At 70.7% G+C, this 24,893-nt stretch carries 24 protein-coding genes; 2 read left to right on the top strand and 22 right to left on the bottom strand.

The features are described 5' to 3' along the window. Positions 1-59: 59 nt before the first annotated feature. The 5 genes from HQQ85_RS17375 to HQQ85_RS17355 all read right to left on the bottom strand — a co-directional run bounded on the left by HQQ85_RS17375 (position 60) and on the right by HQQ85_RS17355 (position 3,213). A complete protein-coding gene (locus tag HQQ85_RS17375) occupies positions 60-383 on the bottom strand; it encodes a DUF2469 domain-containing protein (RefSeq protein ID WP_022898285.1) in 324 nt (107 codons plus the stop codon). A 20-nt stretch (positions 384-403) separates the two neighbouring features. Further along, a complete protein-coding gene (locus HQQ85_RS17370; RefSeq protein ID WP_371741947.1) occupies positions 404-1,234 on the bottom strand; it encodes a ribonuclease HII in 831 nt (276 codons plus the stop codon). Continuing rightward, positions 1,231-2,100 carry a signal peptidase I gene (gene lepB / locus HQQ85_RS17365; protein WP_173183741.1) on the bottom strand — a complete coding sequence of 290 codons (870 nt, stop codon included), beginning with the start codon at positions 2,098-2,100 and terminating at the stop codon, positions 1,231-1,233. The genes HQQ85_RS17370 and lepB overlap by 4 nt, the downstream gene beginning before the upstream one ends. Positions 2,101-2,187: 87 nt before the next feature. After that, positions 2,188-2,535, bottom strand: coding sequence for a 50S ribosomal protein L19 (gene rplS, locus HQQ85_RS17360; RefSeq protein WP_173183740.1), 348 nt, complete (start codon positions 2,533-2,535; stop codon positions 2,188-2,190). 156 nt (positions 2,536-2,691) lie between these two features. Further along, entirely contained in the window at positions 2,692-3,213 is a 522-nt protein-coding gene (locus HQQ85_RS17355; RefSeq protein WP_173183739.1) for a hypothetical protein, read from the bottom strand. A gap of 120 nt (positions 3,214-3,333) precedes the next feature. Between HQQ85_RS17355 and map the strand changes: the two genes are divergently transcribed. Then, positions 3,334-4,104: a type I methionyl aminopeptidase gene (gene map / locus HQQ85_RS17350; RefSeq protein WP_173183738.1), complete on the top strand. Its 771-nt coding sequence runs from the start codon at positions 3,334-3,336 to the stop codon at positions 4,102-4,104. Positions 4,105-4,149: 45 nt separating this feature from the next. On the opposite strand, the gene trmD is transcribed toward map, so the two are convergent. Genes trmD through rpsP form a run of 4 tightly spaced genes read right to left on the bottom strand, consistent with a single transcriptional unit; the run spans position 4,150 to position 6,185 of the window. Beyond that, entirely contained in the window at positions 4,150-4,845 is a 696-nt protein-coding gene (gene trmD, locus HQQ85_RS17345) for a tRNA (guanosine(37)-N1)-methyltransferase TrmD (RefSeq protein ID WP_173183737.1), read from the bottom strand. 5 nt (positions 4,846-4,850) lie between these two features. Continuing rightward, positions 4,851-5,486: a ribosome maturation factor RimM gene (gene rimM, locus HQQ85_RS17340; protein ID WP_173183971.1), complete on the bottom strand. Its 636-nt coding sequence runs from the start codon at positions 5,484-5,486 to the stop codon at positions 4,851-4,853. Then, positions 5,479-5,715: an RNA-binding protein gene (locus tag HQQ85_RS17335; protein ID WP_173183736.1), complete on the bottom strand. Its 237-nt coding sequence runs from the start codon at positions 5,713-5,715 to the stop codon at positions 5,479-5,481. Before HQQ85_RS17335 ends, rimM begins: the two co-directional genes overlap by 8 nt. A gap of 2 nt (positions 5,716-5,717) precedes the next feature. After that, the gene (gene rpsP / locus HQQ85_RS17330) at positions 5,718-6,185 is read right to left on the bottom strand and encodes a 30S ribosomal protein S16 (RefSeq protein ID WP_173183735.1); all 468 of its coding nucleotides are present in this window, start codon (positions 6,183-6,185) and stop codon (positions 5,718-5,720) included. A 177-nt stretch (positions 6,186-6,362) separates the two neighbouring features. On the opposite strand from rpsP, the gene HQQ85_RS17325 reads away from it, so the two are divergent. Further along, positions 6,363-7,496: a glutamate--cysteine ligase gene (locus HQQ85_RS17325; protein ID WP_173183734.1), complete on the top strand. Its 1,134-nt coding sequence runs from the start codon at positions 6,363-6,365 to the stop codon at positions 7,494-7,496. A gap of 57 nt (positions 7,497-7,553) precedes the next feature. Here the strand turns inward: HQQ85_RS17325 and HQQ85_RS17320 are convergent, their stop codons facing one another. From HQQ85_RS17320 to HQQ85_RS17260, 13 genes are all read right to left on the bottom strand, one after another. Continuing rightward, the gene (locus HQQ85_RS17320) at positions 7,554-8,363 is read right to left on the bottom strand and encodes an LLM class F420-dependent oxidoreductase (RefSeq protein ID WP_173183733.1); all 810 of its coding nucleotides are present in this window, start codon (positions 8,361-8,363) and stop codon (positions 7,554-7,556) included. Positions 8,364-8,427: 64 nt separating this feature from the next. After that, complete coding sequence (gene ffh / locus HQQ85_RS17315) at positions 8,428-10,005, bottom strand: signal recognition particle protein (protein ID WP_173183732.1); 1,578 nt, start codon at positions 10,003-10,005, stop codon at positions 8,428-8,430. 86 nt (positions 10,006-10,091) lie between these two features. Next, positions 10,092-11,003, bottom strand: a complete 912-nt coding sequence (locus HQQ85_RS17310) for a phosphate ABC transporter ATP-binding protein (RefSeq protein ID WP_173183731.1) — start codon at positions 11,001-11,003, stop codon at positions 10,092-10,094. A gap of 7 nt (positions 11,004-11,010) precedes the next feature. Further along, entirely contained in the window at positions 11,011-12,042 is a 1,032-nt protein-coding gene (locus HQQ85_RS17305) for a sortase domain-bontaining protein (protein WP_254069481.1), read from the bottom strand. Between the two features lie 16 nt (positions 12,043-12,058). Next, complete coding sequence (locus HQQ85_RS17300; protein ID WP_173183729.1) at positions 12,059-12,817, bottom strand: hypothetical protein; 759 nt, start codon at positions 12,815-12,817, stop codon at positions 12,059-12,061. Continuing rightward, entirely contained in the window at positions 12,814-13,923 is a 1,110-nt protein-coding gene (locus HQQ85_RS17295) for a hypothetical protein (protein ID WP_173183728.1), read from the bottom strand. The genes HQQ85_RS17300 and HQQ85_RS17295 overlap by 4 nt, the downstream gene beginning before the upstream one ends. 141 nt (positions 13,924-14,064) lie before the next feature. Further along, complete coding sequence (locus tag HQQ85_RS17290; RefSeq protein WP_173183727.1) at positions 14,065-15,150, bottom strand: hypothetical protein; 1,086 nt, start codon at positions 15,148-15,150, stop codon at positions 14,065-14,067. 17 nt (positions 15,151-15,167) lie between these two features. Further along, the gene (locus HQQ85_RS17285) at positions 15,168-16,268 is read right to left on the bottom strand and encodes a hypothetical protein (RefSeq protein WP_173183726.1); all 1,101 of its coding nucleotides are present in this window, start codon (positions 16,266-16,268) and stop codon (positions 15,168-15,170) included. Positions 16,269-16,350: 82 nt separating this feature from the next. Next, a complete protein-coding gene (locus tag HQQ85_RS17280; RefSeq protein ID WP_173183725.1) occupies positions 16,351-18,909 on the bottom strand; it encodes a hypothetical protein in 2,559 nt (852 codons plus the stop codon). Between the two features lie 154 nt (positions 18,910-19,063). Next, positions 19,064-20,689 carry a phosphate ABC transporter substrate-binding protein PstS gene (gene pstS, locus HQQ85_RS17275; RefSeq protein WP_173183970.1) on the bottom strand — a complete coding sequence of 542 codons (1,626 nt, stop codon included), beginning with the start codon at positions 20,687-20,689 and terminating at the stop codon, positions 19,064-19,066. After that, the gene (gene pstA / locus HQQ85_RS17270; RefSeq protein WP_173183724.1) at positions 20,689-21,921 is read right to left on the bottom strand and encodes a phosphate ABC transporter permease PstA; all 1,233 of its coding nucleotides are present in this window, start codon (positions 21,919-21,921) and stop codon (positions 20,689-20,691) included. Before pstA ends, pstS begins: the two co-directional genes overlap by 1 nt. After that, positions 21,921-23,024 carry a phosphate ABC transporter permease subunit PstC gene (pstC, locus tag HQQ85_RS17265; RefSeq protein ID WP_371741946.1) on the bottom strand — a complete coding sequence of 368 codons (1,104 nt, stop codon included), beginning with the start codon at positions 23,022-23,024 and terminating at the stop codon, positions 21,921-21,923. Before pstC ends, pstA begins: the two co-directional genes overlap by 1 nt. Then, positions 23,021-24,892 (bottom strand): PASTA domain-containing protein, encoded by a 1,872-nt coding sequence (locus HQQ85_RS17260; RefSeq protein ID WP_173183723.1) that lies wholly within the window; start codon positions 24,890-24,892, stop codon positions 23,021-23,023. Before HQQ85_RS17260 ends, pstC begins: the two co-directional genes overlap by 4 nt. Position 24,893: the final 1 nt, after the last annotated feature.

Below are 24,893 nucleotides of genomic sequence, written 5' to 3'. Positions count from 1 at the left end.
GACGCGAAACTGTGGACGGTTCAGGAACGAACACAGAAGTGCAGGAGAGGCAGGAAGCCCTACTCGTCGAGCGCGAGCTCCTTGGGCAGCTCGAAGTCCTTGCTCGAGAGCTCCTCCACGTTGACGTCCTTGAACGTCAGCACACGCACCGACTTCACGAAGCGGTCGGACCGGTACACGTCCCACACCCACACGTCGTTCATCGTCAACTCGAAGTAGAAGTCGTGCTCCGTGTCGCGACGGGCCAGCTCGACCTCGTTGGCGAGGTAGAAGCGGCGCTCGGTCTCGATCACGTACTTGAACTGCGAGACCACGTCCCGGTACTCGCGGTAGAGGGCGAGCTCGACCTCACGGTCGTAGTCCTCGAATTCGTCTTCGTCCATCGTGGCTCCAGTCTAGGCGGCTACGCGACCGACTCGACGCCGGGTTCCGGATGCCCGCCGGCACCCGACGGCGAGACCGACGCCATCGGCGCGGCCTCCAGCGCCGACAGCGCCGCGAGATCGAACAGCTCCGTCGACCCCACGATCCGCGACAGCCAGGTGTGCCGATGCAGCGGCGAAGCACCCAGCGAGACGATCGCGTCGCGGTGCTCCTCGCTGGCGTAGCCCTTGTTCCGCTCCCAGCCGTACGCCGGATGCTCGGCCGCGTGCTCGATCATCATCCGGTCCCGCGCGACCTTCGAGATCACCGAGGCCGCGGCGACCGAGGCGCAGTCGCGGTCGGCCTTGATCCGGGTGCGCACCGTCACCGGCACCGGAGCGGCGGCGCTCAGCCAGTCCCACTGCCCGTCCAGGATGATCGTCGCCGCGGAGACGTCCACGCCGTCGGCGAGCAGCGACGCCAGGGCGCGGCTGCCCGCGAGCCCGAGGCAGGCGCTGATCCCGAGCGAGTCGATCTCCGCGGCCGAGGCGTAGCCGACCGCGTGGGCGAGGCTCCAGGCGCGGGCGATGGGGGCGAGCTCCTCGCGCCGCGGCTCCGACAGCATCTTCGAGTCGCGCAGCCCCTTGGGCACCGACTTCGTGGAACGGATGTCGATGACGCTGACGCCGACACCGACCGGCCCCGCGAGCGCGCCGCGCCCGACCTCGTCGCAGCCGATGATCAGACCGCTGTGGGGAGCGGCGTCGGCAGGAGCATCCTGAACCCGAGGCGCAGAAGCTCGCCGCCGCGGCTTCACCAGCCCCGCGATCTCACGCTCGAACCGCAGCGTCGGATCGGCGACCGGACTCACCGACCGGCCCCCGGCAGAGCAGGAGCAGCGACCACGCCCGCAGACGACGAGGCAGACGACAACGACGAAGAGGCCGGCGCAGAAAGCGGCTCCGCCGCATCCTCCCGCGACGGGATCCCGTCGAACACGCTCCCGTGGTTGTCGAGCCACCCCCAGTGATCGATCGGCCACGTCACCAGCACGGCCCGCCCCACCACGTTGGCCTCGGGCACGAACCCCTTGCCCGGCTTGTCCTGGTTGAAGCGCGAGTCGGCCGAGTTGTAGCGGTTGTCGCCCATCACCCAGAGGGAGTCGGCGGGCACCGTGATGTCGAACGGCTCCTGCGACACGGCCGAGACGCCGTCGGGGAGCTTCAGGTAGGAGTTCTCGTCGAGCGGGATGTCGTTGACCTCCATCTGCCCGAGCGCGTTGCAGCAGACGACGTGGTCGCCCGGCAGGCCGATGACGCGCTTGATCAGGTGGTCGTTGGCGTCGTCGGCGGCGAGGCCCACGCCCTCGAGCACCCAGTCGACCGCCGCAGCGAGCGGGTTCTTCGGCTGCTCGACGGTGGGCATCAGCCAGCCGCCCGGGTCTTTGAAGACCACGACGTCGCCGCGCGTGATGGGGATGAGGTTCGGCTCGAGCTGGTTCACCAGGATGCGGTCGTCGACCTGCAGCGTGTTCTCCATCGACCCCGAGGGGATGTAGAACGAGCGCACCAGGAACGTCTTGATCAGCACCGACGCCAGCAGCGCGATGACGAAGATGATCACGAGGTCGCGGGCGAATAGCCACGCGCTGCGCGAGCGCCGCGACTGCGACGAGTCCGACCGCCCCCCGGCGGTGTCTTCGCGTCGTTCGTGCGAGGGCACTGATGTGTCTGTCATTTAACCGCCTGAGCTCCCGAACCACTGTAGTGGTCGGGAGCTCAGGATAGCTCTCAGCGCGTGCCGGGCACGCAGAGAATGCGCAGCTTACGCGAAGCGCTTCTCCTTGATCTTGGCCTTCTTGCCACGGAGGTTGCGCAGGTAGTACAGCTTCGCGCGGCGCACGTCACCGCGGGTGACGATCTCGATGTGGTCGATCACCGGGGAGTGCACGGGGAAGGTGCGCTCGACGCCCACCTGGAAGCTGACCTTGCGGACGGTGAAGGTCTCGCGGACGCCCTCGTTCTTGCGGGCGATGACGACGCCCTGGAAGACCTGGATACGCGAGCGCGTGCCTTCGACGATGTTCACGTGCACCTTGACGGTGTCACCGGCGCGGAAGTCGGGGATGTCGCTCTTCAGCGACGCTGCATCGACAGAGTCGAGGATGTGCATGATGTGTTCGCAATCTGTACCCGCCACAGGTCGACTACGGCTTCGGTGTCAGTAGAAGATGTTGTGCCCGATAGTTGCTGGCTCCCCTGTGGCAGAGCCGGGCCGCGGCACAAGGGTCCATTGTGTCACAGACGAGCGGATGCACGCAAAGCGCGGTCAGGCGCGGGGCGACGATCCCCGGTCTGACGTCTCGATCACGATGTACTCGCCGTCGACGCGGGGTGCCCGCACGGCACCCGGAGCGGACGGGGTGCGCGGCATCTGCGCCCGGGCGGCCTGCGCCTCGAAGCCGGCGAGCGTGGCGCGCACGCGCTTGCGCGTCTCGACCACGAGCTCGACGATGCCGACCCAGAACAGGGCGATTAGCGCCACGACGGCGAGGGTTCCGAGCAGGGCGGTGAACTCCGTGAAGAAGCCGACCGCGATGACGAGGGCGTGCACCACCGTGAGCAGCAGCACGTCGAGCCACGAGACCGCCTTCTGCGCCCGCACCTCTTTTCGTGCCGAGGTGATGCCGGCGACCGCGAGCATGCCGACGGTGAGCATCATCACGCCCACGATCAGCCCGAGGATCTGCCAGCCGGTGGCGGCGAAGACGCCCCAGCCGACCAGGATCCACGCGGGGAGGATCACCGCAGCGGGGAACTGCCAGTAGAAGAAGGCCCGTCGGATGAACACGAGTCCAGAGTATGCAGGCTCTCCGGAAGTTCGCTGTGATCCCGGTGGGTAGGGTCTTCATGAACGCTTTCGCGCGCCACCCTGGTGGTGCCGATACCGCCCCGCCCGGAAGGACCCCGCATGATCGAGCTCAAGACCCCCGCCGAGATCGAGCAGATGCGGCCCGCGGGCGCGTTCGTCGCCGAGGTGCTGACCGAGCTGGCGAAGCGCGCCACCGTCGGCACCAACCTGCTGAAGCTCGACCAGATCGCGCACGAGATGATCAAGTCGCGAGGCGCCGAGAGCTGCTACATCGACTACCACCCCTCGTTCGGCGCCTCGCCGTTCGGCAAGGTGCTCTGCACGAGCGTCAACGACGCGGTGCTGCACGGTCTCCCCCACGACTACGCGCTGCGCGACGGCGACCTGCTGAGCCTCGACTTCGCCGCCTCGGTGAACGGCTGGGTCTCCGACTCGGCGCTGTCGGTCGTGGTGGGCACCCCGAAGTCGGCGGCCGACACGACGCTGATCGAGGTCACCACCGCCGCTCTCGCCGCCGGCATCGCCGAGGCGAGGCCCGGCAACCGGCTCGGCGACATCTCCGCCGCCATCGGCGCGGTCGCCACGGCGGCCGGCTACGGCGTGAACACCGACTTCGGCGGGCACGGCGTCGGCCGCACGATGCACGGCGATCCCCACGTGCCGAACCAGGGCCGCGCCGGTCGCGGGCTGCCGCTGCGCGCCGGCCTCGTGATCGCGATCGAGCCCTGGTTCCTCGAGACGACCGACAAGATCTACACCGACAAGGACGGCTGGACCCTGCGCTCCGCCGACGGATCGAACGGCGCCCACATGGAGCACACGGTGGCGATCACCGAGGACGGCCCGCTCGTGCTCACCGCGCGCAGCTAGCGCGGCCGCGCATCCGTCGCCGGCTCGCGAACGCCCGACGAGCGGCTATTCGGGCGGCAGCAGGTCGGGCCGCACCCGCCGTGTGCGCTCGAGCTGCTGCTCGCGCCGCCAGACGTCGACGGCCTTGTGGTTGCCGCTCATCAGCACCGGCGGCACGTCGAGACCGCGCCACGAGGCGGGCTTGGTGTAGCTCGGGTACTCGAGCAGGCCGTCCTCGTGCGACTCCTCGACGAGGCTCTCGGGGTTGCCGACGACGCCCGGGATGAGCCGGCCGATGGCCTCGATCATCGCCATCACGGCGACCTCTCCCCCGTTCAGCACGTAGTCGCCGATCGAGACCAGGCGCACCTCGGCGCGGGTCGCCGCGTGGTCGAACACGCGCTGGTCGATGCCCTCGTAGCGGCCGCAGCCGAACACGAGGTGGTCGCGGCCGGCGAGCTCCCGGGCCATGGCCTGCGTGAACACGGTGCCGGCCGGCGAGGGGAAGATCACGACGGGCCGGGCATCCGGATGCTCGGGCAGCACCTCGTCGAGGGCCTCACCCCAGGGCTCCGGCTTCATGACCATGCCCGCGCCGCCGCCGTAGGGCGTGTCGTCGACCGTGCGGTGACGGTCGTGGGTGAAGTCGCGCAGGTTGTGCGGCACGACCTCGAGGATGCCCGTGCGACGGGCCTTGCCGAGCAGCGAGATGTCGAGCACGTCGAAGAACTCGGGGAAGATCGTGACGACGTCGATGCGCATCGCGACTACTCGGAGTCGGTCGCGGCAGGCGCCTCGGCGTCGGACGCGTCTGACGCCTCCGAGTCGGGTGCGCGCGGCGCCGGCTCGTCGTCGTCGGGCAGCTCCTCGAAGAGCCCCGTCGGCGGCGTGACCGTGACCACGCCCGCTGCGAGGTCGACCGACGGCACGATCGCCTTGACGAACGGCACCATGACCTCGGCGCCGTCGTTCGTCTTGACGATCAGCAGGTCTTGGGCCGGCATGTGCTCGACGAGCTTCACCGTGCCGACCTGCTCACCGTCGCGCTCGACGCGGAGGCCCACCAGCTGGTGGTCGTACCAGGCGTCGGGCTCGGTGGAGACCGCGTCGGCCTCGTCGAGGTCGATCCAGAGGATGGCCTTGACGAGGCCCTCTGCGGCCGTGCGGTCGGAGACTCCCTTGAAGAAGCCCACCGGATGCCCGTTGTACATGCGCAGCTCGGCGAGCTCGAGGGTCTTGCCGTGCCAGGGCGAGGACGTGGGCACCTGGAGGGTGAACACCGCGCCCGGAACGAAGCGTCGTTCCGGGTCGTCGGTGAACAGCTCCAGCTTGATCGCACCCTTCAGCCCGTGGGCCTTGGTGAGACGACCGACTCGCAGTTGGGTCTTGTTGTTCTCAGTAATCGGTGTCCACCACGTCTACACGAACGCGCCGGCCATCGGCCAGAGCGGTGACGAGGGTGCGCAGCGCTTTCGCGGTGCGACCGGAACGACCGATCACGCGGCCGAGGTCATCGGGGTTCACGCGAACCTCGAGGACCTCGCCGCGTGGTGAGCTCTTCGTGATGACCCGGACGTCGCCCGGGTTGTCGACGATCCCCTTGACGAGGTGCTCGAGAGCGGGTGCGAGCAAGGTCAGGCCTTGTCCGCAGCGTCTTCGGCGGCCTCGACCGCGACCTCGTTGGCCTCGGTGTCGGTCGCGGCAGCGGCCTCGGCGTCAGCAGCGGCCTCGGCCTCGACGGCCTTGGGCTCGGCGGCCTTCGGCTTCAGCACGGGCTTCTTCTTCTCGTCGGCCACGAAGGCCTCCTTGTCGCCCTTGACGCGCACGGTCGAGACCGCGTCCTTGTCGCCCTTGAACTTGCCCCAGTCGCCGGTGAGCTTCAGCAGCGCAGCGACCTGCTCGGTGGGCTGGGCGCCGACGCCGAGCCAGTACTGGGCACGCTCGGAGTCGACCTTGATGACCGAGGGCTCCTCGGTCGGGTGGTACAGACCGATCTCCTCGATGACGCGACCGTCGCGCTTGGTGCGCGAGTCGGCGACGACGATGCGGTAGTACGGCGCACGGATCTTGCCGAGACGCTTCAGACGGATTTTGACAGCCACAATTCTCCTGTGTGATCTATGAGGTGGGCGAACTGGGGGCCGTGAGCGTGGGGGCACACTCGGCACAAGCTCTGAGGGAATCCACTCCGCCTGATTAGAGGGTCGGGCGGGGGCAGACTCGACTGGCTATTCTGACAGAGATTGCTCCCAAAGCGGTAATTCTGGAAAGGCCCCTGCATGGAGATCTCCTTCGCCCCCTCGGAGCGCTCGACCCTCGGCATCGAATGGGAGGTCGCGCTGGTCGAGCAGAGCTCGGGAGATCTGGTGTCGGTGGCGGCCGATGTGCTCGACGCGCTCCGGCAGGACGACGGCTCCGAGCATCCGCGGATCACGGGCGAACTGCTGCTCAACACGGTCGAGCTCGTCAGCGGGGTGCACCACCGGGTGGCGGATGCCGTGGACGACCTGCAGAGCCAGCTCGCCGAGGTGCGGGCCATCACCGACCCCCTCGACGTCGAGGTGATGTGCGCCGGCTCGCACCCCTTCGGGCAGTGGTTCGACCAGACCGTCACCGACAAGGAGCGCTACCACAAGCTGATCGACCGCACCCAGTGGTGGGGGCGCAACATGATGATCTGGGGCATCCACGTGCACGTCGGCATCGACGACCGCGAGAAGGCGCTGCCGATCGTCAACTCGCTGCTGAACTACTACCCGCACCTGCAGGCCTTGAGCGCCTCGAGCCCGTTCTGGGGCGGCGTGAACACGGGCTACGCCTCGAACCGGGCGCTGATGTTCCAGCAGCTGCCGACGGCCGGGCTGCCGTACCAGTTCGGCGCCTGGGCGAACTACGAGGAGTACGTCGACGATCTGCTGCGCACAGGCGTGATCAGCGACCATACGGAGGTGCGCTGGGACATCCGGCCGAGCCCGCAGTGGGGCACGGTCGAGATGCGCGCCTGCGACGGGCTGTCGAGCCCCGAGGAGATCGGGGCGGTGGCCGCGCTCATCCAGTGCCTCGTCGACGACATGTCGGCCCGCCTCGACGCCGGCGAGGAGCTGCCGACGATGCAGCCCTGGTACGTGCGCGAGAACAAGTGGCGGGCGGCCCGCTACGGCATGGACGCCGAGATCATCCTGAACTCGGCGGGCGACGAGCAGCTGGTGACGGATGCGGTGGCCGGCGAGCTCGTCCGGCTCGCCCCGGTCGCCGAGCGGCTGGGCTGCGCGGCCGAGCTCGACCAGGTGAACCTGATCCTCGAGCACGGCGCGAGCTACCAGCGCCAGCTGCGGGTCGCCGAGGCGAACGGGGGGAGCCTGAAGGCGGTCGTGGCGTCGCTCACGCGGGAGCTGCGGCACGGGCTCGCCTGAGCATCCGCCCGCCCTCGCGCCGGCCGGCCCGCCCTCGCGCCGGCCGGCCCGCCGGCGCTAGCTCGTGACCGAGTCGCGCCAGGCCACGAGGTCGCGCACGCCTTGCATGTCGAGCTCGGGCGCGGTGATGCCGAGGGTGAAGAGCGTGACGCCGAGCTCGAGCTGCCGGTCCATGTCGGGCAGGCCGTCGCCGCGGGCGCCGCGGGTGCCGACCGAGATCTCGATCTCGGACATCGGACGGTCGACCTTCTCGCACCACTCGCCGAGGATGCCGAGCTTGCGCTCCAGCGTCTCGGTGTCGGCGAAGGAGTGCCAGATGTCGGCGTGCTGGGCGACGATGCGGAGGGTCTTCTTCTCTCCGCCGCCGCCGATCAGCACCGGGATGTCGCGGGTGGGCGCCGGGTTGAGCTTCGCCCAGCGCGACTCGATGCGCGGCAGGGCGTCGGCGAGGGCATCCAGTCGCTGACCGGCCGTGCCGAACTCGTAGCCGTACTCGTCGTAGTCGCGCTCGAACCAGCCCGAGCCGATGCCGAAGATCAGCCGGCCCGTGTCGCCGTCGTGGGCGCTGATGTGGTCGACCGTGCGGGCCATGTCGGCCAGCAGGTCGGGGTTGCGGTAGCTGTTGCAGGTGACAAGAGGGCCGAACTCGATGCGGGAGGTCTGCTCGGCCCAGGCGGCGAGCATCGTCCAGCCCTCGAAGTGCAGGCCGTCGGGCTCGCCGGACAGCGGGTAGAAGTGGTCCCAGTTGAAGGCGATGTCGACGCCGAGGTCTTCGAGCTCGGCGAGGGTGTCGCGGATGGTCGCGTAGGAGGCGTGCTGAGGAGCGATCTGCACGCCGACGCGCACAGGGCGGGAGGTGGTCGTCATGGAGCCAGCATAGGCACCCTGGGGCCGCGTGGCGCCTAGCCGCTCACCGACCGCGAGGCTCCGCCTAGCGCAGGAAGCGCTGCAGGGCCTCGAGCTCTTCCGGGCTCGGGTCCTGACCGCCCGCCGGAGCCTTTGCGCCGAGGCCGAAGCCGGCACCGCCGCCCGAGCCCGCCGTGACCGCCGGCTTCTCGCCCGAGGCGCGCGCCGCGTTCTCGGCGGCCCGCTTCGCGGGGTTGCCCGAGCGCGATCCGCTCTTCTTCTTGGCCTGCGGCTTGCCGCGCCCGCCGCCGAAGCCGGCACCCGGGATCGGGCCCATGCCGGGCACGTTCGGCACGCCGCCCTTGGCGACCGTCTTCATCATCTTCGAGGCCTGCTCGAAGCGCTGAACGAGCTGGTTCACATCGGTGACCGTCATGCCCGAACCGCGCGCGATGCGCAGGCGCCGCGAGCCGTTCAGGAGCTTCGGGTTCGTGCGCTCGGCCTTCGTCATCGACTGGATGATCGCCTCGGTGCGCACGATCTCCTTCTCGTCGAAGTTGTCGAGCTGCTCCTTCAGGCCGCCGGCGCCGGGCAGCATGCTCATCATCTTCTTGATGGAGCCGACGTTGCGCAGCTGCTGCATCTGCTTCAGGAAGTCGTCGAGCGTGAAGCTGTCGGTCGCGAACTTCTCGGCGACCTTGCGGGCCTCCTCCTCGTCGAAGGCGCCCTGCGCCTGCTCGATGAGCGAGAGGATGTCACCGAGATCCAGGATGCGCGAGGCCATCCGGTCGGGGTAGAAGGGCTCGAAGGCGTCGAGCGTCTCGCCGGTCGAGGCGAAGATGATGGGGCGGCCCGTGACCGACGCCACGGACAGCGCGGCACCGCCTCGGGCGTCGCCGTCGAGCTTGGTCAAAACGACGCCGGTGAAGTCGACGCCCTCCTGGAAGGCGCGGGCGGTGGCCACCGCGTCCTGGCCGATCATCGCGTCGATGACGAACAGCACCTCGTCGGGGTCGACGGCCTTGCGGATGTCGGCCGCCTGCTTCATCATCTCGGCGTCGACGCCGAGGCGGCCGGCCGTGTCGATGATGACGGTGTCGTACTGCTTGTCGATCGCGTACTTGATCGAGTCCTTCGCCACGCGCACCGGGTTGCCGACGCCGTTGCCGGGCTCGGGGGCGTAGACCGGAACGCCGGCCTGGCCGCCGACGATCTGCAGCTGGTTCACCGCGTTGGGCCGCTGGAGGTCGGCCGCGACGAGGATCGGCGTGTGGTTCTCCTTGGCGAGCCAGCGCGCGAGCTTGCCCGCGAGGGTGGTCTTACCCGCACCCTGGAGGCCGGCGAGCATGATGACGGTCGGCGGCTTCTTCGCGAACTCGAGCCGGCGCTGCTGCCCGCCGAGGATCTGCACGAGCTCCTCGTTGACGATCTGCACGACCTGCTGGGCCGGGTTCAGGGCGCGGTTGACCTCGTCGCCGAGGGCGCGCTCGCGAACCTTGCCGGTGAACTCCTTGACGACCTCGAGCGCGACGTCGGCGTCGAGCAGGGCGCGACGGATCTCGCGCACCGTGCTGTCGACGTCGGCCGGGCTCAGCTTGCCCTTCGTGCGGAGGTTCTTGAAGGTTTCGGCGAGCCGGTCCGAGAGATTTCCAAAAGTAGCCATCGTGCGGCTAGTTTAACCGCTCGCGGCCGGCTCGGAGTCCCGCTGAGGGCGAACGCGGCGGGCGAACGCGATCCCGCGCGTCCTGATCAGCCGAAGCGGCCGTTGACGTAGTCGAAGGTGCGCGGGTCGATGGGGTCGGCGAACATCGCCTCGGTGTCGCCGTGCTCCACGATCGCGCCGGGCTCGCCCTGCGAGGCGAGGAAGAAGGCGCACTGCTGCGAGACCCGCTGCGCCTGCTGCATGTTGTGCGTGACGATCACGATCGTCACGTCGTTCACGAGTTCGAGCATCGTCTCCTCGATCACGCGGGTGGAGGTCGGGTCGAGGGCCGAGCAGGGCTCGTCCATCAGCAGCACCCGAGGCATCACGGCGAGGGAGCGGGCGATGCACAGGCGCTGCTGCTGACCGCCCGAGAGGCCGCCGCCCGGGGCGCGCAGACGGTCCTTGACCTCTTTCCACAGCCCCGCCTTGGTCAGGCAGGACTCCACGAGGTGGTCGCGCCGGTCGCGGTCGGCCCTCACGCCGGTGAGCTTGAGCCCGGCGATGACGTTGTCGTAGATCGACATCGCGGGGAACGGGTTGGGCTTCTGGAAGACCATGCCGATGCTCTTGCGGGCCTCGATCAGGCGCCGTGAGGGGTCGTAGATGTCCTCGCCGTCCAGCAGCACCTCACCGGCCAGACCCGCCGAGGGCACGAGCTCGTGCATCCGGTTCAGGATGCGCAGGAAGGTCGACTTGCCGCATCCCGACGGCCCGATCAGCGAGGTGACCACCCCGGCCGGCATCGTGAGCGACACCCGGTCGAGCACCTGGTGGTCGCCGAACCAGGCGGAGACCGCCCGCGCGTCGAGGGACGCGAGCGGGGCGGGCACGTGCGGTTCGAGCTCCAGCAGGGCGTCGAAGCCGCCGGAGTCGCGCTTGTACCGCGGGGCCGTGCGCTGGGGTGCGGCGAGGGGAGGCAGAGCGACGGTGCGGTCGTCGCGGTGGAGGTCGGTCATCGGGTCCTCACAGGAGATTGGGCAGGAGACTGGAGAGCTGGTCGGCCACGAGGAGGCCGGTCAGCAGGGCGATCGGGGCGAAGACCACCCAGGCCTTGCGGGTACCGACCTTCACGAGCGACCAGACGGCGGCGACCTCGACGACGATCAGCAGCTGCAGCGCGAACACCAGCGCCCAGACGGCGCCGAAGTCGCCCGCGAGCTCTTTGTTCGAGGGCGGCAGCGTGAGGTAGCGCGTCTGCCGGGCACCGGCAGGCTGCACCTCGGAGACGAGGGTCGCGTCGACGCGGGCGATACCGGTGGGGATGAATGCCGGGCCGCGGGCGGTCTCGAGCACGAGCCGGCTCTCGTCGGCGCGTGGCGGCGGGGGCGAGCTGTCCCCCGCGTAGCGCACCCCGATCACCTCGTAGATCTGCTCGCCCTGCCCGGTGGTGACGCTGAAGGTCTCACCCGTGGTGAGCTCCTGCAGGCGCGAGAACGGGCCCCCGTAGGCCGCCGAGCGGCCCATCAGGATGCTCAGGCCGGCCTGCCCGGGCAGCACCGTGTCACGCCGGTGGCCCGGCCCCGACTTCAGCACGACCGAGGAGCTGCCCTCTCCGATCACTTCGTGCAGCCCGATGACGGGGATGTCGATCACCGCCACCGGCTCGCCGTCGCGCAGCAGCACGTCGTCCGCCGTCCCCTCGCTCACCGGGGCGGTGCCGGCGGACAGCTGGGCCCGGAAGGTGTTCTCGAGGTTCTGCTGGCCGATCACGTGCTGCAGATGACTGAGCACCATCACGTTCAGCAGCACCCCGAGCAGCACCGCGGCCAGCAGCGCGCAGGAGGCCTGCAGCAGGGCCATGGCCGGGGTGAGCGGCACACGCTCGGGAGGACGGCGCGGCGGGCGGCGAGGGGGCTGCGGGATGCGCGGCGGGCGCTCGGCGCGGGGTGCCCGCGGGGGGCGCGGTGGCTTCGGCGGCCGCCAGCCGGGCGGCGGTGAGGCGGCGTCGCCCTCTCCCGGCGCCGTGACGGGCGCCGGCAGCATCTCGGTGGTCATCTGCTGCGGCCGCCGATCAGGCGGTTTCCGGCGTCAGGGCCGGAAGGGGGACGCGTCGCACCATGTACCAGGCGGCGAAGCCGGCGGCGCTCCCCGCGGCGAGCAGCACGATCAGCCACGGGAAGACCACGACGACCGCGTCCCGGGTGACCGGGGGCACCTCGGCGCCGTCGATCGTCGCGGGCGGCGTGAACGTGGCGTGGGCGGAGACGAGCAGCCACTGGCCGACCCCGCTGAGCGGGGCCGACACCACGCGGGACTCGCCCGGCTTCAGAGCAGGCACCGCCACCTCGGCGCGGGAGCCGATCCCGGCGCCGAAGACGTTCGTCAGCCACAGCTCCGCATTCGAGTCGAGGGTCGACTTCGACACGTTCTTCACCGTGAAGCTCACGTCCATCGTGCCGTCGAGCGGGTTGACCGAGGGCGAGAAGCCGGTGCGCACCCCGCTGATGTACAGCACCCCGCCGAGGTCGAAGGTGTCCGCGGAAGCGGTGTCGATGGCGGGCTGGGTGGTGCCGCCGCCCGTGGCGGTGCCGGTGCCGGTGCCTGCCGCCGGGACGATGGGCGCCTTGTTCGGTGTGGTCGCACCGGGCGCGGGGGTGCTGGACGGGGAGGTGCCGGGCTTGGCCGTCGTGGTGACGGCGATGTCGATCCCGCCGCTGCCCCCGTCGGCGGCCTGCGCGGCCGTGACGCCTGAGACGGCGGTGGCGACCGCGACGAAGGAGATCAGCACCGGGGCGAGGGCGCGGGCGAGCCGGTGCGAAGACGCGTTCATCGGGCCCCGTCGGCGTCGCGGCGCGCACCGGCACCGGTACCGCTGGCGACGAGCTCCTGCTCGGCCTTCTGCCTGGCCTGCTCCTCGGTGAACGCGATCCACGCTTCGGCACGCTTGTCGTCGCTGCGACGGCGCATCCGGATGATCAGCCACACCAGGCCGCCGACCAGGAGCACCGCGAGCAGCCACCAGGGCGGGGCGATCACCACGGTGTCCCGCGAGACCTCGTCGAGCGGTCCGGGATTCTGCGCATCCGGAGCCACCGTGGGCAGCAGCGAGACGAAGGGGTTCAGATATCCGAGCTGAGCGACCCCGGGCACGACGACCGAGATCGTGCGGGTGCTGCCGGGAAGCATCTCGGCGAGCTCGTCCTTCACCGTCTGGCCGGCTCCGATGCCGAACCAGGTGCGCACCCCGACGGTCATGTCGGCCCCGAGCGCGACGTTGCCGTCGTTCTTGACCGTGTAGGTGATCGTCGTCTGCCCGTCGAGCGGATTGAACTCGGGGTCGTAGCTCGCCGTGATGCTCGAGACCGAGAGGACGGGTTGCAGATCGCCCGGCACGCGGACGTACAGCCGGGTCGCCACGCGACGATCGACCAGGATCTGATCGGAGGCGGACTGGGCCGAGGCCACGATCCCGGCGGCGTGGTCGCCCGGTGCGGCGTCGGCCGGCACGTCGAGCGAGTACTGCACGAGCTGGGTCGCGCCCGGGTCGAGCGTGATCGTCGCCTGGGTCGAGCCGTCGGCGAACCGCACCCAGGAGCCCGCATCGGTGGGCTGCACACCGGTGTCGAGCAGGCCGTACGCGCCCTCGTCGGTGTTGAAGGCGTCGGTCGGGAAGACCGTGATCGTCTGCGGCGTCGTGCCGGTGTTGCGCACCTCGACCACGTCGTCGAGGTGCTGGCCGGGGGCGGCCTGGTAGCTGAGGCGGGTGCGGCTGGTGTCAGCGCCCTGGTCGGTGGCGGGGCCGATGGAGATCGAGTCGCCGTCGTCGGCGAGGGCGGCACCGGCGCCGGCTCCGGAGAGGGCGAGGAGGGCCACTGTCGCGGTGGCGATCAGCAGGGCGGCGGCTGTGCGCCGGGCACGACGAGAGCGGGGGGTCATCTGCACACTGCATTCAGTCAGGACCGCGTTGACGCCGGTGGGCCGACGACTTAACGAGCGGTTGCGGAGCGGGGTTCATTAGGGTGTGAGGGCCGTGGGGAGGATGAGTATTCAGCACTCATCCTCCCCACGGTCTCGGGGCTACTCGGAGACGAGCGTGAGCGTCATCTTCGAGGTGTAGGTGCCGACCGGCTTGTCGGCGGGAGCGACGAACGTGAGGTTCGCACCCACGACCGTCGTGCCGGTGCCGGCAGCGGCGGGAGCCGAGGCGACGGTGGTGCCGTTCCAGGCGGCGCTGCCCGCGACCTGGGTGGCGCCGACGACGGCTCCGGTGGTGCCCGAGACGATCGTCGGGACCATGCCGAGCTGCTTCTTCTCGATGGTGGCGCTCGGTCCGGCGAAGTCGTTCACCGAGGCGGTGAGCTTCCAGCCGGGCTTGGAGGCGTTGCGATCGTCCTGGACGGTCACGTTCGGCAGGGCGCCGGTCGAGGTCGACAGGCCGTCGACCAGGGTGGCGGCGTTGAAGGTGACCTTGGCGGCCGCGGGAACGGTGAGGTTCAGCGTGCCGTCCACGGGCGGCGGGCCCGCGATGGTCGTGGCCTCGAGGTCGACGTCACCGGTGAGGGTGGGGTCGACCGGCGGCGGGGTGTCGCCGCTCGGGGTCTCGAACGTCCACGAACCGGTGCCGGGCTGCACCGTGATGTGCGTGAAGTAGGCGCCGTCCTGCACGACGTACAGGCCGTTGGTCTTCTGGTACGCGAAGCCGAGGCTGAAGTCGCCTCCCGAGGCCTTGATGGTGTCGATGCTGCTGGTGCCGGGGAGGGTGAAGCCCGAGAGGGCGACGTTCGGCAGCCACACCTCCTTGTTGCCGGGGAAGAAGCCGGTGGTGCCGGTCGTCAGCCAGGCGGCCGGGGTGAGCTCCTGGCCGATGGGGGCGATGAACGTGGTCACGGTCTCCGCGACCTCGGCCGAGGCCGGGAAGTGGTTGTCGACCCCGGCGGCCGTGTTGTCGGGACGGCCGACGGCCTGGTAGTCGAACTCGAGCTCGGTGCCGGGAGCCAGCACGTCGCCGGTGTCACCGCCGTCGGCGATGTAGAAGTTGCCGAACGAGTTCGCCGGCTTCGGGGCGGTGGGAGAGACGGCGGCCGACGCGGCGGTGGCCGAGAAGCCGACCAGCGCGAGGGCGGCGACGCCGATCGCGGCGATTCGCAGGGTGCTCTTTCGCATGAGGTTCAGGTCCTTTTCTAGATGGTGTCGTAGGCGAAGATGACGGTGGTGGAGGCCGGCGTGAGGAAGCCGAACTTCTTCTTCACCGCGCCGGGGGTGGAGGCCAGCGCACCGAAGTTCGTCAGGCTTCCGGACTTCGTGCGGTCGACGAGGTTGGTGAGACCCGCGTCGAACTTGGGGTCACCGGACGTGATGCGCGCGCGCTCCACGACCAGGTAGGTGTCGCGGCCGAAGCTGCTGCTGTAGAAGTCCGCGTTCGGCACGAGAGCCGAGCCGGTTCCGGTGAAGGGCGCGATGCCGTTGAGCGAGCCGAGCTGCACGCCGGTGGTGCCGATCGTGCTGACACCGGTCACGCCGTTTGCCTGGGCGACCCAGCTGCCGGCCGAGAACGGGATGATCTGGTTGGCGCCGAGAACCGTGGCGTCGTTCTCGGGGGTCTTGCCGTCCTTCTGGTCGACTGCCGAGCCCAGGTTGGTCACGCCGATCTGGCCGAGGAAGAAGTTGCGCGTGCCCGAGCCCGACTGAGGAATCAGAGCGGTGATCGTGACCCCGTCGCGCACGACGGGGGTGTTCGACTCGTAGATCGCCTTGAGGTCGGCGGCGGTGAGGCTGCCCAGAACAGCGGAGTCACCCTTGTAGGCGTAGGAGACCGCGTCACGGGCGAACGGCACGTAGGCGAGCTTGCCGCTGTTGCTGGCGTTGGCGCCGGGGCCGCTCGACGAGCGGGCGATGTCGATCTGCCCGGTCACGGCGCGGGCGGGAACGGCGGTGTTGCCACTGTAGTTGGTGCCGTTGATCGAGGCGCGCAGTGCGTTGACGCCGGCACCCGAGCCCGCGGGACGACCGAAGTACGGTCCGTTCGGCTTGGTCTGGATGGCGGCGGTGCCGAACGCGTCGAAGGAGGCGATGGTCTTGCCGCCGGCTGTCACGCGGACGGTGGCACCGCTGGCGCTGGTGCTGTTGGACAGGGCGTTCGTGACGTCCTGCAGGGTGTCGGAGCCGACCATCACGTAGCTGGCCGAGACGGGCTCGGCGTTCGCCGCGCCCGCGCCGAGTGCGAGGCCGCTGACGGCGACCCCGAGCGCGGCGCCGAGCGCCACGAGCTTCTTGATCTTCACTGGTTTCCTTTTTTCGGAGGGTGACCGCTGCCCGCTGACGCGGGAGGACGGCTCGACGACGGCGGGCTCGCCGTGCCAAGAATCAGGGTCTGGCGGCACGACGACGGCCGAAGACACGGGTGAGGAAGGGGACGGCGAGTGCGGTCAGCAGACCGAGGACGATGACGACCGGCACGATCGCGGAGATCCCACCGAGCTCGGGGTCGGCGGCGGTCTTCGCTCCGGTGAGCGCCCCCGCCACCTCCCCGGTGGCCCGCGGGTCGGTCTGAGCAGCCGGTGGTGCGACAGCCGCCGGGGCCGGCGCCGGCGCAGGGGCGACCGGGGCCGGTGCGCCGACGGGGGCCACGGGAGCGGCCGCGGGCTTCGGTGCGCTGGGAGTCGGGCTCGGCGCCGGGAATCCGCCGGCCCTGATGGCCTCTGCCGCGGCGAGCGCCTGACTGCGCCAGCCTGCAGGAAGGGGTGCGTAGCCCGCGGGGAGCTGGCCGAGATCGGTGCCCGGCTCCTGCCCCTCGGCGGCGGCGTACTCGATGAACTCGGCGTAGGCGGCCCGCGCATCCGCGTCTTTCATAGCCGGGTTGACGGCGGCGTAGACGGGGAGCGTGAGGGGGTAGGCCGTCGGCGCCGCCTTCGCCGTGGCGGAGGCCGGATCGAAGGAGTAGACCTGCGTCTGCTCGCCCGCCGACATCGCGGCGGCCGCAGCGGTCATCGAGTCGGCGGTCGGCGCCACGAACTCTCCCGCGGGATTGCGCAGCGACGCGGTGAAGACCTGGTACCGGGCGGCGGCGGCGGTGTCGGTCAGCCCGATCACGCGCTGGAGGCCCGCCAGGGCACGCGGTGTCTTGCCGTACTTCGGCGGCAGGGCGTTGGGATCCCACGGGCCGAGCAGGAGGCCGTCGCCCCGCAGGACGTCGTAGCCCGTGGTGGCCAGGTCGTTGGTGTACGGGCGCCAGGTGACCACGTTGACCGGGCCGGCCCCGGCCGGGTCGACGGGCTGCTCGGCGGGGTCGGCCTTCGGGAAGTCGTTGCGCGGCAGGGCGAAGGCCACCTTGTTCGCGTTGAGCTCGGCGTCGGTGGAGCTGTAGGGATTGACGATCATCCCCCACTCGTCGGGCTTCCCCGCGAGGAAGTCCGCCGCCTCGGCGTCGGCGACGACGTAGCGCCAGACCGCGTCCGCCGCGTCCGACCGGCCCTGCGGGATGAGCATGTCGGCGACCGAGGCGGCGTTGATCGACTGGTACTCCCAGTCGCCGGGGTTGACCGCGAGGAAGTCGGGGTCGCTGGTGAGGTTGCGGGCGTTGTGACCCGGGTCGGCCGGGCTGAGGAACCCGATGTGCGTCTTCTCGGCGCCCGTCGGCAGGGAGTCGACGTAGGAGTTGGTGAGCAGCTTCGCGACGAGCCTCGGGGTGAGGTTCATCGAGGTGAACGGCTGCCTGGCGCGCCCCGCCACGTCCTCGGGCACCTCGATCAGCGGATTGGGCTCGGCGTCGATGGCGAACGCGATGGCCACACCGGAGAGCGCCACCGGGGCGTAGGCGAGCTTGTCGGGCACCTCGGCCGCGAGGGCGCGCGAGGTGAGGGCGAGCGGCGCGGGAGCCGTGCCGTTGGCGGCCAGGGCGGCGTCGGCCTCGCTGCCGACGATGCCCGTGTACGTGGAGCCCCCCGCGGCTCCGCAGAGACTGGGCTGCCAGGAGGCGATGGCATCCGAGGCGAGCTCGCTGCCGGCGATCTGTCGCTCGGGGGCGCCGATCACGCAGCGCACCCCGATCGGACGGAAGTCGAGCTTCACGGCGATGCGGTGCTTCCAGTTCTCCCAGAACAACCCGGAGGTGATCACGTTCTGCTCACCCGGGTCGGCCGTGCCGCGAGGCAGGACGACCAGCCAGCAGGGCGCTCCGGTGACGGCGGGCGGGGTGCCCACTTCGGCACCGCAGCCGAGGCCGGGAGCCTGCGCCGCGGTCTGCACCTCGAACTTCGCAAGACCCTTGCCGTCGGCGCTCGAGCCGGCCCAGGAGATCTCGTTCGAGGTGAGGCCCGTGAAGAACTCGTTGACGTTCACGTCGACGTTCTGGCGCTTGCCGTCGACCACCGACTCGATGGTCTTGCCGGTCGCGGAGAGGAACGGGATGGAGGTGTAGGGCGGGTCGATGAAGCCACCGCCGAGTGAGGTGTACGGCAGGTCCTCGTCGGCGATGGAGCCTTCGGTGACGTTCGAGTCGCGCGTGGAGCCCGGGGTCTTGAAGGCGCCGTACTGGCAGGTGCGGCGGTCGGGCTGACCGGGGTTCTCCGGGTCGTCCCCCCAGCACTGCATGATCTGCAGGAAGTCCTTGCCCCCGGTCTGGCCGCTCGGCACCTCGGACTTCGACCCGCCCGTCCAACTGATCTGGATGCCCTGGGCCTGCAGGTCGCGGGTCTGCGACACCGTCACGGCGAGGTCGGGGAAGGGGGCGTCGGCGATGTCGGCGTCCTGGCTGCGGGCCGTGACGGTGACCGCCGAGGAGGTGTCGGCGCTCGCTGACGGGAGAGGCGCGATCCCACCGAGCACCGCGGCGCCTCCGAGCATCGCGCCGACGGCTGCTGCGGCCGCGACGGCGCGGACGTGGCTGCGCCAGGGCGTGCGGCGGCTGGGCTGGATGCGGGTCACGAGGGTCTCCGGGGCAGGGGGAAGGAGGGAAGAGGTGGGGAGGAGGGCGATCGAGGGGTACTCCCGATCCGCTTCGAAAGTAGGAGCGCTCCGTGACGACCGGATGAACGGTTCGGCAACGAGCGCTTCCCGGCGGTTGGCCCGCCGGGGCGGCTCAGGGTCTGGGGCGTCTCGACGCGCGCAGTCGGCGCACGAGGAACGGCGGCCCGAAGACCGCCAGCACCAGGAAGGCGGCCGCCAGCAGCATCAACAGCTGAGGAGCGCCGAAGCCGCTGTCGGGGAGGGTGAACGGCGACGAGACGGCCGCACCGGCGATGGCGGTGCCACCGCTGACCAGGGCGCCGTTCTCGTCGTACACCGGCGCGGCTCCTGCGCCGGCTGCTCCGGCCGCCGCTCCGCCCGCGGCTGCCGCATCCGCCGCCGCTCCGCCTCCGGGAGCCGCCGCTGTTCCGGGCACGGCCGCGTCCGACGAGGTGCCCCCGCCGCCCGTGCCCGACACCGGCGTCTCCCCGACCGCTCCGGCGGTGCCCGTCGTGCACTGGTTGCCGCTGCCGAACTTGTCGCAGGGAGCGGGCTGCAGAGCGCCGTCGGTCAGCGCATTGTTGGCCGTCGGGTTGTTGCAGGTGGCGGGGTCGACGTTCGCCCCGGCAGCCCCCGGGATCTTCTTGATCTGGTCGAAGCCCGCCTGCACCAGGTTCATCGGCAGTGGCGAGTAGCCGAGCTGTCCGGCCTGCTGCTGTCCCTCGCAGAGGAAGTAGCTGGCGAAGTCGCCGAGGGTCTTGCCCTTCTCGGCGGTGAAGATGCCGCCCACCTCGGTGGGCACGATCATGTACGAGTAGCTCGAGAGCGGATAGGTGCGCGGGTCGGGGCTGTTGTAGACGCCGTCGAGGTTCTGGGTGAGGTCCGCCTCGATCTGGGCCGAGAGCAGCGCCACGGCCACCGAGGTGTCCTTCGGCTCGATGTAGTACCCGGCCGAGTTCAGCACCTTCGCGACCGGGAAGCCCGACTTGAGCGCGTAGGAGTACTCCACGTAGGTGATCGCGCCCTCGCCGTAGTCCTGGCTGACGTAGCCGGCCACACCGAGCGAGCCGTTCTGCGCCTTCATGTTGCCGCTCGCCGGATACTGCGAGGTCAGCCCGCACGGGTTGGCGCGTCCGACGCTCTCGCAGTACGGCCCCCAGAGGTCCTGGTGCTGCTTCGCCATCCACAGGGTGAACTGCGCGGTCGAGCCGGAGCCGTCGGAGCGGACCACCGGCACGATCGGCTTGTCGGGCATGGCCAGGCCCGGATTGTCGGCCTGGATCTCGGCGTCGTTCCAGTTGGTGATGACACCGGTGAAGATCTTGGTGATGACACCGCCCGAGAGTCGGAGGTTCGTCACGCGCTTGCCGCTGATCGTGAGGTTGTACATGAACGACGTGCCACCGGCCACGATCGGCATGTAGGCGTAGCCCCTCGTCGGCACCTCCGGCGCCGACTGGTCCTCCGGGGCGACCTGGAACGGGATCTCGCTGACCGCGAAGTCGACGGTGCCCTGGAGGAAGTCGCGTCGGCCGGCGGAGGAGCCCGTGCCTGAGTAGTTGATCGTCATGCCGTAGTTGTTGGCCACGTTCTTGCGCCACTGGTCGAGGGCGTTCTGCGACCAGGTGGAGCCTGTACCCGAGACGGGGAGGTAGGCGTCCGCGGCGGCGGGACGCGCATCCGCCCCGATTCCCGCCAGCAGCGCCACGACGGCGGCAGCGGCGAGGGCGGCGGAGCGCAGACGGGCGAAGCGGTGCATCACTGGGGGTTCCGTTCTCTGTAGCGGGCGTCGGCTTCACGCACGAGGCGGCGGCGCTCCGCCGCACCCGCAATGCGCATCGCATCGTCGCGGGAGCGATCGAGCGCACGTCGGCGCTGACCGGAGGAGAGCTGTCCGGGGCCCCGGCCGCCGATCAGCCGGGCGACGAGGAACAGCCCCAGCACGATCAGGATCAGCGCGGCTGCGGTTCCGAAACCGCGCGCGATCATGGTGGGCTCGGGAGACTTGACGAAGTCGAAGACCTGCAGCGGCAGCGAGATCATCGGCCCCGAGAACGGGTTCAGGTTCATCACGGCGGTGACGCCCGAGGTCAGCAGCACCGGGGACGTCTCCCCCACCCCGCGGGCCGTGCCCAGGATGATCGCGGTGACGAGTCCCGAACGTGCCGTCGGCAGCACCACGTGCCAGACCGTGCGCCAACGGCTGGTGCCGAGGGCGTAGGACGCTTCGCGCAGACCTCCGGGCACCAGCCGCAGCACCACGTCGGAGGCGCGGATGACGATCGGCAGCATCATCACCGTGATCGCGAGTGCGGCGGCGAATCCGGAGCGCTGATGGGTGATCAGCGTGATCACGGCGGCGTAGACGAACAGCCCGGCGACGATCGAGGGCAGAGCGGTCATCGCGTCCGAGATCGTGCGCACGAACCGGGCGAACCGGCCGCCGATCTCGTTCAGGAAGACGGCTGTCGTCACCCCGAGCGGGATGGTGATGGCCAGTGCGATGCCGATCTGGATGAACGTGCCCACGATCGCGTGGGCGATGCCGCCCATCGAGAGCGGGTCGAGCGGTCCGGCCAGCTCCATCGTCTCGACGAAGAAGTTCGGGTGCACGAGCGCGTCCTGACCGCGCACCAGCGTGTAGACCATGACGAACGCGAGCGCGCCGACGAGCACCACTCCCGCGCTGCAGAGCAGCACCGTGACGACCTTGTCGATCACCTCCTGGACGGGCGAGGTGAACGAGACGAGAACGGCGTAGACCGCGAGGAAGGCGAGGAACGCCACGACGAACCACCCGACGAGCCCGGTCAGCGGGGCGAACCAGCCGAACAGCAGGGTGGCGATCGCGCCCCCTCCGGCCAGGGCGCCGACCAGGTTGAAGACACCCTCGGTGGTCGCCCCGTGCAACCGCCGGCGCGGCCCGGTGTCGATCCCGATCCGGGAGGGGATGCTCGTGACGCCACGGCGGGTCTGCAGGAGCTCACCCATCAGGTCGACGCTCCCGACCGCGAGCGGGCGACCACCGACGACGCCGTGAAGTTGACGACGAGGGTGAGCAGGAAGAGCACGAGCCCCGCGGCCATCAGCGCCGAGAGCCCGAACTCGCTCGCCTCGCCGTAGCGCAGGGCGATCAGGGAGGACACCGAGTTGGTGCCGGTCTTCAGCACCTCCCAGTTGATGACGAAGATCGGCGAGATGATCATGTAGACCGCGATCGTCTCGCCGAGGGCGCGGCCGAGGCCGAGCATCGTTCCGCCGATGATGCCGCCGCGGCCGAAGGGCAGCACCACCGACTGCATCATGCCCCACCGGGTGGCCCCGAGCGCGAGCGCCCCTTCACGCTCACCGACCGGCGCCTGCGAGAACGCCTCCCGCATCACCGAGGTCTGGGTCGGCACGACCATCAGGGCGACGACGATGCCGGCGATGAAGGCCGAGGAGGTCACGGCGCTCGCCTCCGTGAGCCGCACACCGTCCGCGTCCGTGACGGCGAAGAAGGGGATCCAGCCGAAGTAGGTGGAGATCCACTGCGCTACCGGGATGACGTTGGCCTGCAGGAAGAAGACGCCCCAGAGCCCGAACACGACGCTCGGCACGGCGGCCATCAGGTCGACGAGGGAGATGAGCGTCGTCTGCAGCCGCCCACGCAGCACCTCCGAGATCAGGAGCGAGGTGCCGAGGGCGAGCGGGACGGAGACCGTCATGGCCACCAGGGCGATGCTCACGGTGCCGAAGAGCACGGCGGCGATGCCGAACACACCGGTCTCGGGCGACCACTGCTGCTCGATCAGGAAGGAGGGTCCGGCCACGGCCAGGGCGTCGGAGGCGCGCAGGGCGAGGAACAGCCCGACGCAGAGCATGATCGCCACGGTGATGCCCCCGGCCGAGACTGACACCGCCTTGAAGACGACGTCCGACATCGACGCCCGCGGCGTGAGCGATCGGCGTGCGAGCGACCGGGAGGAGCCCGACGACGCACCTTCGTCGGGCTCCGGCTCGGTGTCGTCGGCGAGCTCGAAACCGTCGGCGAGCAGCACGCTCTCGATGGTCTCGAACGCGGTGTCCCGCCGCTCGGGCGTCGGATCGGTCACGGTCTGGCCTTTCCTTCGCTGCCGGTGTCGCGCCCACATGCTCGGGTCACCGGGTGAACCGGCGACGACGAGGCGGTGAAGGACGCCTTGACGAGACGTGACGCAGGGTTCCGGATGCCCGCGGCGCCCGGCGCGGACGGCGCCCCCGTCGGCGCGGGGGTGGGCGCGGCGGTCGGCCCGGGCGGTCCCGGGGTCGGCGAGGGCGTCGAGGTCGCCGGCACCGCAGGCGCCTCCCGCACGATCGTCACGGTCTGGCCGAGCAGCAGGAGGGTACCCGCCGCCGGGTAGCTGGCGACGATCGCCGGCGCGCCCGGGGGCGCACTCGGGGCGGCCGTCCCGGTGCCGGATGCGGTGGTCACCGCCACGGCGAAGCCCGCCCCGCGCACGGCTGCGGTCGCGGCCGTCTCGTCCAGCCCGACGACCGGGGGCACCGTGTTCTCTCCCGAGGAGATCACCACGGCGACCGCACTGCCCCGCTCGACGGCGGCGCCCGCCGCCGGGCTCGACGACAGCACGACCCGGGCGGCCGACGCGGACGGCGCGGTCGTCACCTCGCCCACCGTGAGCCCGTGGGCCGCGAGCAGCGCGGCGAGATCGTCGGCCGTGCCGCCCACGACGGCCGGCACGGCCACCGTCTCGACCACCGGAGCCGCGATCACGGTCGGTGTGGGCGCGGGCGGCGACGGCGCGGGCGGCGTGGCCGGAGCGCTCGAGGCGACCGGCGGCGCGACCGCCGAGCTCCGGGCCGACGTCGAGGCCATGAACCACACGGCACCCAGACCGACCACGGCGGCGAGCACGACGACGGGCACGACAAGGCGACGCCCGGATGCCGATGCCTGCTCGTGCGCGGCTGCGGTGGGCTGCGGCCGCCGGACGCGGGTGGCGCTCGGCAGGAGCAGGGTGCGGTCGTCCGCCGGAGGCGGCAAGGGCAGGGGGTAGCGGGCGGTGGGCGGCGGCACGCCGTCCGGGTGGCGACCGGCCTCGGGGGCGGTGTGCTGCCCCGGCAGGGCCGTCTGCAGCTCGCGGAGGAGCTCTCGGGCATCGTGGGGGCGGGCATCCGGGCTCTTCAGCATCGCGCGGGCGATCACCCGGTCGATGGCCCTCGGCACGTCGGCGGCGCGGGCGGAGGCGACCGGTGGCGGGGCGCTGAGGTGGGCCCGCTGCACGGCGTCGGCGGTGTCGCGCGGGAACGGGGGCTCGCCGGTCAGCGCGAAGTAGAGCACCGCGGCCGCCTGGTAGAGGTCGGCGCGCCCGTCCACGACGTCGCCGAGGATCTGCTCGGGCGACATCCAGTCGACGGTGCCCCGCACGAGGAGCGCCGACGAGTCGTCGACGGGCTCGGCGGACCGCTCGCCGGCGGGCGCCGCCAGTCCGAGATCGAGCAGAACGGCCCGAGGCCGCGGGCCGGTGCCGTCGACCATGATGTTCGCCGGGGTGACGTCGCGGTGCACGAGTCCACTGGAGTGCAGGGCGCCGAGCCCCTCGAGCACGTCGCCGAGGAGCGCGGCCCCCTCCGCGGCGCCGAGCGGGCCTCGGGCCTCGACCTCGTCGCGGAGGGTGCGGCCGGCGATCAGCTCGAGGGCGATCCAGGGCTGGGAGTCGGCGGCGTCGTCGACCCCGAAGGCCAGCACCGCCGCCAGTGCCGGATGCCTCACCGCGGCGGCCTGCCTCGCCCTGGCGAGGAAGACGTCGCCGGCCCCGACGACGGTTCCGAGATGGGCGTGCAGGATCTTCAGCGCCACCGTTCGACCTGTCCGCTCGTCGTGGGCGCGGTAGACGGAGGCATCTCCCCCGCTGCCGAGCAGGCCGATCAGCCGGAACCGGGTGGCGAAGAGGCCGTCGGTGCTCTCGGCGTGGCGCGGCACG

The organism is Herbiconiux sp. VKM Ac-2851 (assembly GCF_013205105.1).
Classification (GTDB): Bacteria; Actinomycetota; Actinomycetes; order Actinomycetales; family Microbacteriaceae; genus Herbiconiux; species Herbiconiux flava.
This window is presented reverse-complemented; position numbering and strand designations above follow the sequence as displayed.

What these genes read in the sequence shown, in the direction of transcription:
- HQQ85_RS17310 (WP_173183731.1), bottom strand. Translation starts at nt 11,003, where the DNA reads ATGACCGACCTCCACCGCGACGACCGCACCGTCGCTCTGCCTCCCCTC.
- rplS (WP_173183740.1), bottom strand. Translation starts at nt 2,535, where the DNA reads ATGCACATCCTCGACTCTGTCGATGCAGCGTCGCTGAAGAGCGACATC.
- HQQ85_RS17295 (WP_173183728.1), bottom strand. Translation starts at nt 13,923, where the DNA reads ATGACCCCCCGCTCTCGTCGTGCCCGGCGCACAGCCGCCGCCCTGCTG.
- HQQ85_RS17320 (WP_173183733.1), bottom strand. Translation starts at nt 8,363, where the DNA reads ATGACGACCACCTCCCGCCCTGTGCGCGTCGGCGTGCAGATCGCTCCT.
- HQQ85_RS17375 (WP_022898285.1), bottom strand. Translation starts at nt 383, where the DNA reads ATGGACGAAGACGAATTCGAGGACTACGACCGTGAGGTCGAGCTCGCC.
- HQQ85_RS17325 (WP_173183734.1), top strand. Translation starts at nt 6,363, where the DNA reads ATGGAGATCTCCTTCGCCCCCTCGGAGCGCTCGACCCTCGGCATCGAA.
- HQQ85_RS17290 (WP_173183727.1), bottom strand. Translation starts at nt 15,150, where the DNA reads ATGCGAAAGAGCACCCTGCGAATCGCCGCGATCGGCGTCGCCGCCCTC.
- map (WP_173183738.1), top strand. Translation starts at nt 3,334, where the DNA reads ATGATCGAGCTCAAGACCCCCGCCGAGATCGAGCAGATGCGGCCCGCG.
- pstA (WP_173183724.1), bottom strand. Translation starts at nt 21,921, where the DNA reads ATGGGTGAGCTCCTGCAGACCCGCCGTGGCGTCACGAGCATCCCCTCC.
- HQQ85_RS17305 (WP_254069481.1), bottom strand. Translation starts at nt 12,042, where the DNA reads ATGACCACCGAGATGCTGCCGGCGCCCGTCACGGCGCCGGGAGAGGGC.
- lepB (WP_173183741.1), bottom strand. Translation starts at nt 2,100, where the DNA reads ATGACAGACACATCAGTGCCCTCGCACGAACGACGCGAAGACACCGCC.
- trmD (WP_173183737.1), bottom strand. Translation starts at nt 4,845, where the DNA reads ATGCGCATCGACGTCGTCACGATCTTCCCCGAGTTCTTCGACGTGCTC.
- ffh (WP_173183732.1), bottom strand. Translation starts at nt 10,005, where the DNA reads ATGGCTACTTTTGGAAATCTCTCGGACCGGCTCGCCGAAACCTTCAAG.
- HQQ85_RS17300 (WP_173183729.1), bottom strand. Translation starts at nt 12,817, where the DNA reads ATGAACGCGTCTTCGCACCGGCTCGCCCGCGCCCTCGCCCCGGTGCTG.
- pstS (WP_173183970.1), bottom strand. Translation starts at nt 20,689, where the DNA reads ATGCACCGCTTCGCCCGTCTGCGCTCCGCCGCCCTCGCCGCTGCCGCC.